This is a genomic window from Citrobacter sp. MNAZ 1397, from assembly GCF_023613995.1.
GTDB lineage: Bacteria > Pseudomonadota > Gammaproteobacteria > Enterobacterales > Enterobacteriaceae > Phytobacter > Phytobacter ursingii.
The window spans coordinates 1,949,510-1,963,528 of sequence record NZ_JAKIVH010000001.1 but is presented as its reverse complement, the minus strand read 5'-3'; the positions used below and the strand labels follow the sequence as shown (position 1 = coordinate 1,963,528).

The 14,019-nt window shown below is 43.8% G+C and carries 20 protein-coding genes and 3 pseudogenes; 20 read left to right on the top strand and 3 right to left on the bottom strand.

Annotation, left to right across the window (positions count from 1 at the left end; translation table 11 throughout):
- Nucleotides 1-324: a SymE family type I addiction module toxin gene (locus tag L2097_RS09085; RefSeq protein ID WP_250352666.1), complete on the bottom strand. Its 324-nt coding sequence runs from the start codon at nucleotides 322-324 to the stop codon at nucleotides 1-3.
- Nucleotides 325-644: 320 nt separating this feature from the next.
- On the opposite strand from L2097_RS09085, the gene L2097_RS09080 reads away from it, so the two are divergent.
- From L2097_RS09080 to L2097_RS09020, 15 genes and pseudogenes are all read left to right on the top strand, one after another.
- A complete protein-coding gene (locus tag L2097_RS09080) occupies nucleotides 645-1,115 on the top strand; it encodes an Imm26 family immunity protein (protein ID WP_250352665.1) in 471 nt (156 codons plus the stop codon).
- A gap of 233 nt (nucleotides 1,116-1,348) precedes the next feature.
- Nucleotides 1,349-1,464, top strand: a pseudogene (locus L2097_RS25895) (RHS repeat-associated core domain-containing protein); the annotation flags it as partial.
- A 95-nt stretch (nucleotides 1,465-1,559) separates the two neighbouring features.
- Nucleotides 1,560-1,853 carry a hypothetical protein gene (locus L2097_RS09075; RefSeq protein ID WP_250352664.1) on the top strand — a complete coding sequence of 98 codons (294 nt, stop codon included), beginning with the start codon at nucleotides 1,560-1,562 and terminating at the stop codon, nucleotides 1,851-1,853.
- A 14-nt stretch (nucleotides 1,854-1,867) separates the two neighbouring features.
- A complete protein-coding gene (locus tag L2097_RS09070) occupies nucleotides 1,868-2,482 on the top strand; it encodes a hypothetical protein (RefSeq protein ID WP_047370790.1) in 615 nt (204 codons plus the stop codon).
- A gap of 121 nt (nucleotides 2,483-2,603) precedes the next feature.
- Nucleotides 2,604-3,572: pseudogene (locus L2097_RS25890) on the top strand (RHS repeat-associated core domain-containing protein); the annotation flags it as partial.
- Between the two features lies 1 nt (nucleotide 3,573).
- Entirely contained in the window at nucleotides 3,574-4,041 is a 468-nt protein-coding gene (locus tag L2097_RS09060; RefSeq protein WP_250352663.1) for a hypothetical protein, read from the top strand.
- Nucleotides 4,042-4,079: 38 nt separating this feature from the next.
- Nucleotides 4,080-4,379, top strand: a complete 300-nt coding sequence (locus L2097_RS25775) for a TNT domain-containing protein (RefSeq protein ID WP_350028996.1) — start codon at nucleotides 4,080-4,082, stop codon at nucleotides 4,377-4,379.
- 1 nt (nucleotide 4,380) lies between these two features.
- On the top strand, nucleotides 4,381-4,752 hold the full coding sequence (locus L2097_RS09055; protein WP_250352662.1) for a hypothetical protein: 372 nt from the start codon (nucleotides 4,381-4,383) through the stop codon (nucleotides 4,750-4,752).
- A gap of 77 nt (nucleotides 4,753-4,829) precedes the next feature.
- Nucleotides 4,830-5,144, top strand: a pseudogene (locus L2097_RS09050) (RHS repeat domain-containing protein); the annotation flags it as partial.
- A 254-nt stretch (nucleotides 5,145-5,398) separates the two neighbouring features.
- The gene (locus tag L2097_RS09045) at nucleotides 5,399-5,758 is read left to right on the top strand and encodes a GtrA family protein (protein WP_103245679.1); all 360 of its coding nucleotides are present in this window, start codon (nucleotides 5,399-5,401) and stop codon (nucleotides 5,756-5,758) included.
- Nucleotides 5,755-6,675, top strand: coding sequence for a glycosyltransferase family 2 protein (locus tag L2097_RS09040; RefSeq protein WP_250352661.1), 921 nt, complete (start codon nucleotides 5,755-5,757; stop codon nucleotides 6,673-6,675). Before L2097_RS09045 ends, L2097_RS09040 begins: the two co-directional genes overlap by 4 nt.
- Nucleotides 6,675-8,186, top strand: coding sequence for a hypothetical protein (locus L2097_RS09035; protein WP_052958836.1), 1,512 nt, complete (start codon nucleotides 6,675-6,677; stop codon nucleotides 8,184-8,186). The genes L2097_RS09040 and L2097_RS09035 overlap by 1 nt, the downstream gene beginning before the upstream one ends.
- Nucleotides 8,187-8,359: 173 nt before the next feature.
- Entirely contained in the window at nucleotides 8,360-9,595 is a 1,236-nt protein-coding gene (locus L2097_RS09030; protein ID WP_250352660.1) for a tyrosine-type recombinase/integrase, read from the top strand.
- Nucleotide 9,596: 1 nt separating this feature from the next.
- Entirely contained in the window at nucleotides 9,597-9,824 is a 228-nt protein-coding gene (locus L2097_RS09025; RefSeq protein ID WP_090089163.1) for a helix-turn-helix transcriptional regulator, read from the top strand.
- A gap of 43 nt (nucleotides 9,825-9,867) precedes the next feature.
- The gene (locus tag L2097_RS09020) at nucleotides 9,868-10,479 is read left to right on the top strand and encodes a hypothetical protein (RefSeq protein ID WP_250352659.1); all 612 of its coding nucleotides are present in this window, start codon (nucleotides 9,868-9,870) and stop codon (nucleotides 10,477-10,479) included.
- 44 nt (nucleotides 10,480-10,523) lie between these two features.
- Here the strand turns inward: L2097_RS09020 and L2097_RS09015 are convergent, their stop codons facing one another.
- Nucleotides 10,524-11,024, bottom strand: coding sequence for a hypothetical protein (locus L2097_RS09015; RefSeq protein WP_250352658.1), 501 nt, complete (start codon nucleotides 11,022-11,024; stop codon nucleotides 10,524-10,526).
- A gap of 66 nt (nucleotides 11,025-11,090) precedes the next feature.
- Nucleotides 11,091-11,270, bottom strand: a complete 180-nt coding sequence (locus L2097_RS09010; protein WP_090089169.1) for a YlcI/YnfO family protein — start codon at nucleotides 11,268-11,270, stop codon at nucleotides 11,091-11,093.
- Between the two features lie 129 nt (nucleotides 11,271-11,399).
- Here L2097_RS09010 and L2097_RS09005 point away from each other — a divergent pair, with 129 nt between their 5' ends.
- From L2097_RS09005 to L2097_RS08985, 5 genes are read left to right on the top strand one after another with little or no spacing between them, the layout of a single operon-like run.
- Nucleotides 11,400-11,678 (top strand): host cell division inhibitor Icd-like protein, encoded by a 279-nt coding sequence (locus L2097_RS09005; protein WP_090089171.1) that lies wholly within the window; start codon nucleotides 11,400-11,402, stop codon nucleotides 11,676-11,678.
- Nucleotides 11,671-11,862 carry a hypothetical protein gene (locus L2097_RS09000; RefSeq protein WP_250352657.1) on the top strand — a complete coding sequence of 64 codons (192 nt, stop codon included), beginning with the start codon at nucleotides 11,671-11,673 and terminating at the stop codon, nucleotides 11,860-11,862. The genes L2097_RS09005 and L2097_RS09000 overlap by 8 nt, the downstream gene beginning before the upstream one ends.
- A complete protein-coding gene (locus L2097_RS08995; RefSeq protein WP_250352656.1) occupies nucleotides 11,855-12,166 on the top strand; it encodes a hypothetical protein in 312 nt (103 codons plus the stop codon). Before L2097_RS09000 ends, L2097_RS08995 begins: the two co-directional genes overlap by 8 nt.
- On the top strand, nucleotides 12,163-12,531 hold the full coding sequence (locus tag L2097_RS08990; RefSeq protein WP_090089179.1) for a hypothetical protein: 369 nt from the start codon (nucleotides 12,163-12,165) through the stop codon (nucleotides 12,529-12,531). Before L2097_RS08995 ends, L2097_RS08990 begins: the two co-directional genes overlap by 4 nt.
- The gene (locus L2097_RS08985; protein WP_250352655.1) at nucleotides 12,528-13,898 is read left to right on the top strand and encodes a helicase RepA family protein; all 1,371 of its coding nucleotides are present in this window, start codon (nucleotides 12,528-12,530) and stop codon (nucleotides 13,896-13,898) included. Before L2097_RS08990 ends, L2097_RS08985 begins: the two co-directional genes overlap by 4 nt.
- The last annotated feature ends 121 nt before the right edge of the window (nucleotides 13,899-14,019 follow it).

The window sequence follows — 14,019 nt, the reverse complement described above, 5'->3', positions numbered from 1 at the left end:
CTAAACAACCGCCTCCTTAATCCCCTTCACCACCTGCCGCACCTGATAAAGCTGCTCGCGCAGCTCCTGTACCTCGTCGCAGTTGGCAATCAGCACGATGCACCCCTCCAAAATCCGCACCGTCACGCCGCGCCCGGTGTCAAAACCCGCCTCACCCAGCCAGTTGCCTTTAAGGTAGATGCCGGGGCTATGGGAATAATGGGTGGGGACTTTGGTTTTACGGTTGGTGTGGCAGATGCTGACATAACCGACTTTAAGACAGCGCTGTGATTTTTGTATGATATTCTTGTATTTAACCTGTTGATAAGATAATAAAATAGGCATTGTTCAGATAAAGCGAAAGCAAAAGGTGGGAATAATACCTATGTTTATATGGGGTATAAAGATGGTAAACCCGTGAATGTGGGTATAAGTAAGGATGTGTATATTCGTGTTGGATAACATGGTGAAAGATTCGATAAATTAGTTCGAATTACCGAAGAACCACTGAATTGAGGGCATGCGCGGAGTGTAGAACCGGCAATTATTCATAATAATTCACACTTTGGAAATTCCATCAATAGTATTAGTCCGACGAGGAAGTTATATTCTGATGCTGTTTCGTGGGGCGAAAATGGGCTTAATACCAACGGAGTTACTATAAAATGGCCGACAAGTTAACTGTAATGTCAGGAAATAAAAAGCAAAAAAAATGGCCAGAGGCAGGTGATATTTTTTATTTTCAATTGAGCGATGGTCGGTTTGGTTATGGCATGGTCGCTTTAGGGAAAATAGATGTCGGCCCATTTAAAAATGCTATTGTCATATATATATATGATAATTTCACATCATCTCTCGGTGAAGATATTATATTGAATAAAGGAAAATTGTTATTTCCGCCAATTATTACTGATGCTTCATGCTGGAAAAATGGATATTTTGCAACATTAAAAAATATAGATCCAAATAGTATGGATATCTATCCTGAACATTATTTCAAAAATCCGATAAGAAATAAGGTTTATGATCATCATGGTACAGTAACTAACTTTTTAATTGATAGTATACCTGTAGGTGAAGAGTCAATTCAATTCTATAGAAGTATTATAAAGTCTATAGAATATGTATTAAATTAACACGAAAAGCTGGGACGGATTTTGAATCTTCCCGGCTTCTTATTATTTAACCCTCAAGCAAAAACACTAAAGTTCTCGCGCAGTTCTTGTATTTTGCTGTTATCCTCCGGGGGATAGTACATTTCTCAGAAACTACTATGATGACGGTCCAGCCGGTCTCAAGTCCTGCCGCTTTTGGCCAGTTTGTTTGAGAAGCTGGCTGTGTCTGAATGAATAACCGACGGGGACTCTGTTATTACGCCCCGGATAGCGCCAGGTTTATCCAGCAGGACCCGATAGGGCTGGCGGGGAGATAAACCGTTATGCGTATGCGCCGAATGCGTTGAGTTGGGTGGATCAGTGGGGGTTATTATGGAAGTCCGCATATAGCGGAAGACGAGGTATAATTAAAGCTAAAGCAGATTTGAAAAAATTTTTTTTACTGTAATTACTGAAGAAGTCACAATGAAAGTGAATGCCAAGAGGATTAGAGCTGATATTGTGGCGAAAGATGCAAATGGAAATTATCATGTCTTTGAAGTAAAAAATGGTAAAGGCAGGTTGACGAGGGGACAGAAAGGTGCGGGTGTATACGATAAAGGGGCTGCGAATACGAATGGTGGTTTAGGTGGTGGTGGAATCAGTCCATCAAAAGGCACTAAAGGGCAATTTGAAGTCTCTACAAATGGGCCTAATGGTATACCTGTAGATGGAAAGGGAAATATTGTCGATGCAACGTTCTGGCTTCTCCGATATTAAAATAAAGGTAACCCATGTCATTGAAAGAGTTAAGATATGAATTTGAGAGTCGATTTGATTTTTATCTGAAAAGTATGTTTGATGGACAAGAAGGCGTTAAGCTTGGGAAAAATAAGGTCACAATAAAAAAGGGTAAATCTACTGCTCATATTGATTTTGTTTATCTTAATAATTTACATGCTTATGGAACTATAATTGTAGTTAAATCACCGACTTTAAAATCAGAACTCGATACATTTCATCCACCATACAAATCAAATTTACCGAATGATGAATATATTTACTGTATTTCTACAATGGGTGAAAAAGATGGTTGTCCATTATTGCCATCGACAGAAGATGGGATTGAAAAAACCTGTAAATTATTACTGGATAAATTAAAAAACGCTCAGCTTCCGGCTGTTTTTAATTTATTGGATGTGAATAAAGATTTGGTGGGGGATATAATTGGTGATCCTAAATATTATTCATATCCATTCTTGCTCATATTGCTAGCAATTAAGAGAAATAATATATCTAAAAATGATATAAATGGTGATGTATTATTCAGTGAAAAAACATTAGGGTTTAATAATGATAAGGATATTAAATTGGAATTTAATAAAAAAATCTTTCAAGAATATTTATAATAAAAGCCGGATAAGAAATTAAAATTTTCAGCTTGAATGTACGAACGAAATTCATAGCCTGATCTGCCAATAAGGGGGATCCATAGCCCTGATCCGATAGAGTCGGCGGGGAGGATAAACCATTCGCTGGCGTTACGACATTCGCGGCCGCACCGTGTAGAAGAATAATGGTCAGACGCGCTGGCATTATCGTTACGACGGCGAGCACCGGTTAACCGATGTGGTGGCAGTCCCGAGGGACATGAACAAACCACAAACGCAGGTCAGTTTCCGCTATGACCCGCTCGGCCGGCGTATCAGCAAAACACGCCAGCAGACGCTGGGGGGTGACGCGCACAGTTATGAACCGCTGGCGCGTATCGATGGCACGGAGGATCCGGATATCTTCTGGTTCCACTGTCAGCCGAACGGTACGCCGGAACGGATGACAGACCGTGAAGGGCATATCCGCTGGGAAGGGCAGAACAGCGCGTGGGGTAAACTGCTGCACGAGTCGATACCGCAGGAGACAGGCTATGCGCAGAACCTGCGTATGCAGGGGCAATACCTGGATCGTGAGATCGGGTTGCACTACAATTTGTTCCGTTATTACGACCCGGATAGCGGCAGGTTTACCCAGCAGGACCCGATAGGGCTGGCGGGGGGACTGAATCTCTATCAGTACGCGCCTAATCCGTTGTCATATATTGATCCACTGGGACTAAAATGTGGCTTCGCGGAAAAGAACAAGATAACCAAAAGGTGGGTAAATAAATTAACGGGTAAAACTCCGGCTGAAATAGATTCCCTTTTAACATCTAAAGGTTGGACCAAGATCTACCCACAAGCTGGCAGGCCTGATGCTATTCAACATATACAATATGTGAAAACGACAAAATCTGGCACAACATATAAATTAGATTATCATCCTGGTGGTAATGCAAAGCAGCCAAATATACATGGAAATGATTACTGGAAAGTTTATAGAACCAATGGTAAAGGTGAAGATGTTGTATATGGGCGCATAGGTCATGATGGTTTTGAAAATTATGATCTAATAAAGGATTCACCTGTTTATGTCGATGGTGTATTAGTAAATGGTGGAATGTAAGATGTTTGATTTTTCAGCAGAAATAAAATCATTTCATTCGTTGGGTAATGTATTGTTAAATACAAATATATCGGTATATCTTGCTGAAATGTATTCTGATCATTGTGTTGAGTACAAGGAATACCTTCTACCTGACGCGAGCAAGAGATTTGCCTATGTATTAGATGAAACTTTAACTGTATCAACCGAACCTGATGGAAATATATTTTCCATAGGATGTAATCAAAATTACAGGGGGTTATACAAAAAATTATTATATGCAGGGCAAGAAATTGGTGAGATAAAAACACTCACTTCTCGGCAAAGGATATTTAATGGTTCCATTGTTATAGACGAGGATTTCGGTTTTATATTTATATTGCCGCCACCATTTGATGAAATAGCTGATACTATAGATAGTATTCCATTAAACTTGAAACTGAATGAAATATATATAGGCGATTATTCGCTTTGGAATCCATGTAAATAATAAAATAAAGCCGGGAATGAAAATTAACTCTTCCCGGCTTGTTTTTTATTGAGTTGCCATCGTTCAGCACACTAAACAACCGCCTGCTTAACCCTCTTCACCACCTGCCGCACCTGGTAAAGCTGCTCGCGCAGTTCTTGTATTTTGAGAGCCGTGCATTACCATTGGATGCGCTGAATAAACCATATAAAGTCTATGAAGTTCTCGCCCCTATCCATGCTGATGCTGGGCCAGCAATACCCTGGTTTAACCCGCCAGGTAAGGGAACACAGTTAGAGCTTTCTGAACCGATTAGTCAGCTTCTTGCAGAAGGTAAGATAAGAGAGATAGGAGGTTGAAATGACTAGGGAGTTTTATAATTTTAAGCCAAAGAAAAATTTATATGATGGAGCGGAGGATGGATTTTATAAATTTAACATGGGAATAATCATTCCCAAAATTGGCAAGCATATTATATTTAATAATATAATAGTTAGGCCTATATGGGAATTTGATTCAGTCTTCCAAAAACAAATTTCCGATGAAATCAGTGGTGTTGAAATAATTTTTTATAAAAATGATAATTTGCCTTCATATAAATATATGAATTTAGATGTGTATGTATATAGTGATAACGTTGATGGTTGTGCTGTAAATATTATTGTTGCGGCAGGTGAAAGCCAACCATCCAGGTTTAAAATAGTCTTATTAGGATATGCGTTCGAAAAATAATTCTTTAAAGAAAAGTGTACATTTTTTGTATCTATAAAAATGATTGAGTAAATGTTAGAGGATCCGATATTTTCTGATTCCACTGTCGGCCGAACGGTACGCCAAACCGGATGACGGACCGTGAAGGACATATCCGCTGGGAAGGGCAGAACAGCGCGTGGGGGAAACTGCTGCACGAGTCGATACCGCAGGAGACGAGCTATGCGTAGAACCTGCGTATGCAGGGGCAATACCTGGATCGGGAGACCGGGTTGCACTACAATTTTTTCCGTTATTACGACCCGGATAGCGGCAGGTTTACCCGGCAGGATCCGATAGTGCTGGCGGGGGGGGATAAACCTTTATCAGTTGCGCCTAACCCTCTTAGTTGGATAGATCCGCTGGGGTTAACGAATTATGGTATCAAATATGGTGAACTGGATAGCTTAGTTCGGCCAACAGATGTTAAGGCTCGATTAAATGCAAGCCATATATGCAGCATTTTGTGAATCCTCTATACCCCACACAACCATCCATCCCCGACGAATTTCCTCGCCTCGCCATACTGCGGGCTACCTGATCCTGGCTTTCACTCTATGGCGGCAACTGCTAAAATCCCTGTCCAAACAGCGACCTGACCTGACCCAGGGTAACCCTGGCTATTCTTATGCTAAAACTGTTCGTCCGATACACCTCCGTGGGCGTGATCAATACGCTTCTCCACTGGCTGGTGTTCGCCATTCTGTTCTTTGCCGGTGCCAGCCAGACAATAGCCAATCTTGCTGCCTTTTGTGTCGCCGTGACGTTTTCATTTTTCGTCAACGCCCGCTGGACATTCAAAGCCCAGGCGACGACCGTTCGCTATGTGTTGTATGTCATTTTTATGGGGGCTATGGCGGCGGGCGTCGGTAAACTGGCCGACCGTGCACATATTAACCCCGTGATTACACTCGTAGCGTTTTCTGCTATCAGTCTGGTTTTCGGTTTTATCTACTCCAGATTCATTGTCTTCAGGGTGAAAAAGTGAAGATTTCTTTGGTTGTTCCCGTCTTTAACGAAGAAGACGCCATTCCTGTTTTCTATCAGGCGGCAAAAGAGACGCTTTCTGAATACGATCTTGAAATTGTCTTTATTAATGATGGCAGTACAGATGCCACGGAGCAGATTATCAATGCGCTTGCGAAGGCAGATCCTGGCGTTAATGCGGTTAGCTTTATCCGTAACTTTGGCAAAGAACCTGCATTATTGGCAGGGCTTGAATATGCCACGGGGGATGCGATTATCCCGATTGATGTCGATCTCCAGGATCCGTTAGAGGTTATTCCTGCGCTTATTAACAAATGGCAGGAAGGCTGGTCCGTGGTCCTCGCCAAGCGTAGCGACAGAAGCAGTGACAGCCGTTTCAAACGTAAAACTGCCGGCTGGTTTTATCGGATCCATAATAAAATCAGCTCACCGAAAATCGAAGAGAACGTAGGCGATTTTCGTCTGCTATCACGCGAAACCGTCGAGAATATTAAGCTGCTACAGGAACGCAATTTGTTCATGAAGGGCTTACTGAGTTGGGTTGAGGGCGAGGTAGCGGTGGTGGAGTATACCCGTTCAAAACGGGTTCGCGGAGAGTCAAAATTTAATGGCTGGAAATTGTGGAACCTGGCGCTGGAAGGCTTTACCAGCTTTTCTACCTTACCGCTCAGGGTCTGGACCTATATTGGTTTTCTTGTTGCCGCGCTCTCGTTTCTTTACGGGACATGGATGATTATCGACAAACTGATATGGGGAAATGCGGTGGCCGGTTATCCATCGTTACTTGTATCGATCCTGTTCCTCGGTGGTGTGCAATTGATTGGTATTGGGGTTTTGGGTGAGTATATTGGCCGAATTTATATCGAGACCAAAAAAAGACCTCGCTATATCGTAAAAGGCGCAAAAAAGGATAAGTAATGTTTAAGTTTAGCCTGAAAGACGTTGGCTTTTTTCTGTTATTGTTAATTATTGCCATTGGTGGCTCTTACTTTTTGACCATGCGTTATTTTGCGCTGGACCCGGATTCAGCCAATAGTCCTCTGGTCTGGCGGGCGTTTCTCACCGAGGGGTTTTCCGCTTTTAAAGACTGGGCGCCCACGCCGGATAACTGGTATTTCACCACTTATCCTGTCAATTTCCTCTTTTTTGCATTGATGGGGAACGACGGCATTCATCCGCTGGTTCTGTCTACGTCAGTTTTTGTGGGGCTAAGCGCGTTTATTCTGGCGTGTGTGGTTTATAGGATGTCGAATGCCTGGCATGCGCTTATCGCAGCCATTTGTCTGATTCTGCTTCCGGCGTACGTATATACCTTCGGTTTTGCTGCCCATCCTTTTTCGCATTATTCTACTAACTTCTTTGGAATACTGGTTTTTGCGCTGGCCTTCTTCAATATCAAGAAAAAATCGCTGCCTTTAACCTGGCTAACGACGTTTATTGCACTTTTTGCCTCTATCTCCGACCCGTGGTTTTTGGCGACGTATTTTCTGCCGTTACTGCTGACCTGTGGCTATTTTAGCTGGCGGCAGATTCTACCGAGGAAGTTCACTATCATCCTGGGTATCAGTTTTATTATCAGCATGTCCCACATGCTGCAAAGACTGATGGGCCTACCGATTCAACGCTTTAAACTGATGCCAGTGGCGCAATGGCCGGATAATGCCGCATGGGTCGTTCAACTTTTAGGGAAGAGCCTGAACCTCTTTTTTGTTCATACCCCGCTTGCTTATATCGCCTCTTTTGTTATCTGGATGGCCCTGTTTCTGTACGCCGTTATTATTTGTTTAAGGAAAGGTACAGAGGCGGTTTTTGTGTCACTGTTCAGCTTCTTTACCGCCTCTGCCATTATTTCATCATTCATTATCAGCTACGATTTTCCCGCTGATATCAGTGCTCGCTTTTTCGTCGGCGCGGTCTGTTTTGCTATTGTGATGGTCGTTCTGGCCTTTTCCTGCACGAAAAAGGTCGCCATTGCACTGGTATTCCCGCTCTATATTGCCTCTTCGCTCTATTCCTATCAGGTAAATACAACGCCGTTGTACGATCAGGAAAAACAAACCTACGACTACATCGCTTTCCTGAAAAAGAATAATCTCACTTTCGGCTATGGGGATTACTGGAAATTATCTAACAATGTTAACTGGCTTTCGTTTGGTGAAATCCATATTTCCCCGGTGATGTTTGATAAAGTTGATTTCCATATTCAGTTCGATAGTACACGCTCCCAGACGCTGAGATCGTGGTTAACGGATGCCTATGTGCAAACCTCGCCTGAGCGCCAGTTTGTGGCGATCCCGGCAGTTGAGACGGAAACTGCGCCCCATCCGCGGCTGGAAGCGGTGAGGGCACAGCTGGGCAAACCTGACGAAACGCTGCTCTTTGCTGATATGACGATTTTCGTTTATCACCACCGGATACCGTTACGTTAAGCCAAAGCACTTAGCATCCCTTTCTGAGGCTTTCCTGTAGTTACCAGTTTTTGCACTTAATCTTTTGATTATGAAGAATAAGTTTTTCTGGTTCTTTCACTGGATTTTCCTCGTTATCTGTGCGTTGCAATCACCTGTGTATTGCAGCTTGTATTGCTTTTTGGGGGCTAAAAATGGCTGGTGAGAACAAACTGAGTGACAAAACGCTCAAAGGGTATCTGGGAAAATCCAGAGAAAAACAGATTACAGTAGCGGACGGGAAGGGGCTTTCTGTTCGAGTAAGCAAGAATGGGGCTGTCAGTTTTGTTTTCTTCTACAGACTTGCTGGTGGCCTGACGGCTCCTGTCTGGCTTACGTTGGGAAAGTATCCCGATATGTCGCTTAAGCAGGCCAGAGAGAAGCGCGATGAGTGCCGGGGGTGGTTAGCTGAAAAACGCGATCCGCGCATCCAGATTAAGATTCAGTCAGAAGAGCGCTTGAAGCCAGTAACCGTTAAAGATGCTCTTAACTACTGGTACGAGAATTACTGCAAAGTCCGTCGCAAAACCCATGCTGTTACGTTGGGACGATTCAAAAAGCACATATACCCCTATATCGGACATTTACCTGTAAACGATATCCATCTCTATGAATGGCTGGATTGTTTCGACCGGATAAAACGAAACGCACCAGTAATGGCCGCTTACGTATTTTCTGATACCAAGCTGGCATTAAGGTATTGCCGCGTTCGCCAGTACGCAACTTGCGATACGCTCAAAGACCTGCGTATGACAGATGTAGGTCAGCTAGCCGGCAAGCGTGATCGCGTTCTGAATGAGAAGGAATTAGGCCAGCTATGGAAATCTATTTTTATCGAACCTGATATCAAGTTGATGTCTGAATATGTCCGGAAGATGTTTGTCCTCTGTACGGTTTTTGGATGTCGTATGAGTGAGGCCCGGTTATCACAATGGAACGAATGGGATCGTGAAAATTGGATATGGACGGTTCCTAAAGAGCATTCGAAAACGGACGTAGAGATTATCAGGCCAGTCCCTGAAATGCTCAGGCAGTGGATAACCGACTTATATGAGGAAACTAAGCAAAGCGGCTATGTGCTTGGCAGTCTGCGTATAAGGGAAAGTGTAAGTAAGATTGGTGGGAAAATTGGCAAGCGCCTGGGCCATGAAAAACCGTGGTCACTTCATGATTTGAGAAGAACGCTTTCAACCCATCTAACCGATCTGGGCGTTGAATTTCATGTTGTTGAGCAACTGCTGGGACATGCTTTACCGGGTGTTGCTGGTGTATACAACCGAAGTAAGTTTTTGGCAAAAAAGTCTGAGGCGCTTGAGCTTTGGACGACATTCCTTAACGGCATCGCAGGTGCTGAAAATAAACTGACAATACTCAAACAAAAGGCTGGCTAACATGAAAAAAATGGCAGTTGTTGATAAAAAAGGTCTGGAGTACATTCCTAACATTGACCGTATGATTCGTGAAAAAGAATGCCGTGAACTGACTACCCTGGCGAACAGCACGCGCTGGAAGCTCGAGAAGGAAGGTAAATTTCCGAAGCGAATCAAAATCGGTGCATCAGCTGTGGCATACCGCCTTTCCGAGGTGCAAGCTTGGATCAAAGGTAATTGGATAAGTTAGTTTTTATTATATTTAGTACTCAAATTTTAAGAAGGGTAGCTTTATGGAGTACATTCATATGCTTGTAAACTTACTTGGTGGCGTTTCTATTATTTTAACCACTCTAATTGGCTTTATTGGTAAGCTTTATTTTGAGAGATTTAAATCACGTCAAGATGCTTTGAATAAACAATTACAGGCCAGTATTGATGCAGCTAATTCAGCTTTGAAAAGTAAGCATGAAAGCTCTGTGTATGTCACAAAATCACAGTTTGATAAAGAATTTTCTTCTTACAGTTCAATTTGGGGGGCTGCATTTGAGTTAAAGGAGTGTGTTATGGAGCTTCGTCCAATGTTGGATTTTACAGATGAAAATGAATCATTTGAAAAAAGAAAAGAAAGGAGATTACTTAAGTTTAAAGAGGCTTTTAACGCGTTTGTCATTCATTCAGAATCTAATAAGCCATTTTTACCATTAGAGGTTTATGAAAAAATTGAGCTGTTTAGAGTTGAGTGCAGAAAGGAATCTATTTTATACCATTATGGTGATCCTGATCGACCTGTCGAAGAGTACTGGAATGTTGCAGAAAAAAATAGAAAGATTATCAGTGAACTGTTTGATGAGATTTGCGAGGCAATAAGGCAAAGATTACATGGCTTATCAGTAATTGAGTGAAATACAATGTTTTAACGCCTTGAGTTATATCAAGGCATTTGAATTTATAATTTTAGATCTAAAAGACTGTTCTGATAATCAAGCCTGCAGTACATATTATTAAAAATGGAACTGTTTTTTTCTGCATCAATATTTTGAATAATCAAGCGTTGGATTTTGAAGCAATATCTGTCGTGTTCGATGCTGTTTTGTATTCCGTCTTGAAATAAAATAAATGATAAGAATAAACAAGAGATGAAACATATAATAAAAATTAAAAACATAAGTTTTTTACTTATTTTAGGGTTGGCGACACTTGTTACTGCTGCTCTATAGATGCTCACTAATCCTAAGGACATGATAAGTCCATCTATAAAAAGTAATGTTGGATCAATATACTTTAAAAAAGGTTGGCAAAAGAATGCCATACTTATACTTAGTATGACGTATGAATAAAAAAATGAAGAGAAATAAGTTTTTCTTTTCTCCAAAATGGTTATTTCTTGGTTTGATGGTATTTTATTTAACTCATTGTCAAGGTAAGACATAATTTTTTTAATCATCATTTCCCTCGATTAAGTATAATGTTTCAGGGCGATGGTTTGCTTCATCCTTACATGGATAGTCAACATTCAGCATTTTGGTTCAATACCTCTTTGTTGCAGTTCTTTACGAATAATTCGCTTAATCCATGCGGCTAGAGATTCATCTCCGTCTTGCTGCTGAGCAAGCTCCATCAATTGCCTTAACTCAGGATCTAACCTGAATTGGAATGGTGGATTACCACGTCTTTCATTTTTGTGTGTTGACACGTCAATTACACCCGATGTAGTGTGTTTATGTGTAATGACACATTACATACATTGTCAAAAAATAGCAACGCCCCGAAGTGCGGGAACACAGCGGGGCGTTTAACCAAACCGTTAGTTGAGGTAACAGTTATGGCTGATAAACAGCATACCCAAACTCGTCCAAAATTTACATGGCTATTCCTTGCCACGCCAATACACCGCCCTAAGTGCTCTCCGGTTGTCATGCGCATTGATGCAGACAGCGAAGAGGCTGCAAGAGCAGCTCTGCCCGGATGGGTTTTAATTTTTGCAGCCAAAATCAGGACTGAAAGTCCTTTCTTGTTTACATGGTCTGATTATGAGCACGCAACTCTCTGGTCGATTATGGGGAGTGAGATCCAACTCCCTACGGAGGTGCGTCATGTCTAAGTTAACCATGCTAGATATGAGCGATAAATTCCGTTCCCTTGAGGTTCTACTGGCAGCAGCTATGGAAATGGATTGCACCAAAGAGGATGAGAACGATATTGCCTTTGAGCTGATTGATAAGGCGCTGATGCGCTGTCGCAGCCTGCGCCAGCAACTGGACGGCGTGGGGGTGAAGAATGCGTGATATCTACCATCTGCTCACTAAGTCTTCTCCTGAGTTTAAGAGCCACACCAATGATCAGCTATCAGAGGAGATTGATATCTATTCCTCTGGAGCATTTGCCATTAACAGTGCACTCACGCTGATCGGCAATCCGGCATTCGATGCAACTAATGCTGAAGACTATTCCGACGAAGACGCCCGCCGTGATCTGGTTCTGGTTAGTCATGTCCTTCGTCACCTTCCAAGAATGGCTATGGCTCTTAGTCAGAGCAGTGATACCGCGAGTTATGTTCGTGGTGAGCGTAATAAGGGGACACGGTCATGATCAGCAACGTCAAATTTAACGAACTGGAAAAACGCTTCGATCTGCTGGTGGATAAAGTCACTGTGCTGGAAGAGAAGGTAAGAGCGCTCACAGATAGCCAGGGTGGTGAAATACCTCCGGGTATGACTCCTGTCGCAACGCTGGCGGCTGAGTATGGCATTTCTACCAAAAAGGCCGAGGAACTGGCGAAAAACACAGGTGTGATGCTGGTGAAATTGAAATCCGGTGGTTTTGTTGCGCCTGATGAGAAATTCAGGGAAGCGGCCCGACTGGTGCTCCGCAGCGCCAAGCGTAAATACGGTTCGGCGTACTGGTTCCATCCCTTGCTGGGTAAGTTCCAGATGAGCGGAGGCATTCCTAAATGACAGTACAACTGACAGCAGTAGAGACAGTATCGGATGCCCTGTTTACGTGCTCTTATCTCTGGGCACATGGTAAGCACTACAGCCGCACCGATCTGGAAAAGGCAATCCACCAGCATAAAGACCCGACCACGCGCTATGGCAAACTGGCGGTACGCTTAAAACAGATTGTTGAAATGCCATATGAGGCTTTGTGCGATGCCGGTTATCTCGACACTGATCGCAAACAGATGATTATTGCGCGCCGTTCTGTGCTGGTGGATGAAATAGGCGAAGAGGAAATGAATCTCTGGCTGGCCGACACGCAGCGCATTCAGCGAGCATTCCCGGATGCCACCATTGATAAAAAGCGCTCTAAGCTACCACTTACACGTGGCTCAGAGGGCTATAACGTCCGTCAGGACTATGTGATTAAACATATGCTCCCGGCACAGTCACTGTGCAGCATATACGGCCCCAGCGGTTCGTATAAAAGCTTCCTGGCTGTTTCATGGGCCTGTCATATAGCAGCTGGTGCTTCATGGTCAGGTAAGAAGGTTGAGCGCGGCGCTGTGCTGTACGTGGTGGGTGAGGGCGGTGTAGGCGTTCCCCGCCGTATCAAAGCGTGGGAGCAGGTACATGGCCAGCAGGTTGATAACCTCTGGCTGGTTAATCGTCCCGTCTTCCCGGTGCGTGAATCCGAGGTATCAGAGGTCATTCTGGCAGCCAGGCAGATTTCAGCGGAGTGCGCGATGCCTGTGCGGCTGGTGGTTATCGATACGCTGGCGCGTTGCTTTGGCGGTAATGATGAAAATGATGCTCGCGATATGGGGGCATTTATCGAAGGTTGTGACGTTATCAAGCAGAAAACAGGCGCCACGGTGCTGGTGGTTCATCACTCCGGTAAGGATGAGGCTAAGGGCGCGCGTGGTTCCAGTTCGTTCCGGGCCGCGCTTGATGCTGAGTTCAATGTGAAGCGAGAAGGAGAAGGGCAGGCGCTAATCCTGTCATGCACCAAGATGAAGGATGCCGAGGAGCCCGAACGTAAAGCCTATGACCTTCGTACCGCCGAACTGTATACGGATGAAGACGGGGAAATGGTGTGCTCGCTGGTGGTTCGTGATGTACCGCGTGAGGCTAAAGAGGTTGATCCTGAACTGGTTGGGGTGGAGAAACTCACCGATAACCATATGGCGCTGTGGCAGGCAATCAGAAGCCGAATAGCGCGGGGTGAAACCTGTAACAGGGCGGTCATTCGTGACGATCTGAAAGCCACTGGCATTAACACCAAGCATTTTACGCGCTGGCTCCAGAAACTGATTGATGATGGACTGGTTATTCAGGACGGCGATGTGCTGACAGTGAAATCCTTACGAGAAGTGGGTAACTAAGTGGGGCGCTTGTGGGGGAGGTGGGGAGCGGCACCCCAAATTCCCCACTTTGCGCCCATATACACGGAGCAAGTGGGGAAAACTGTCTGAAACCTCGTCATTACTGGTTTTGAGGGTGTTC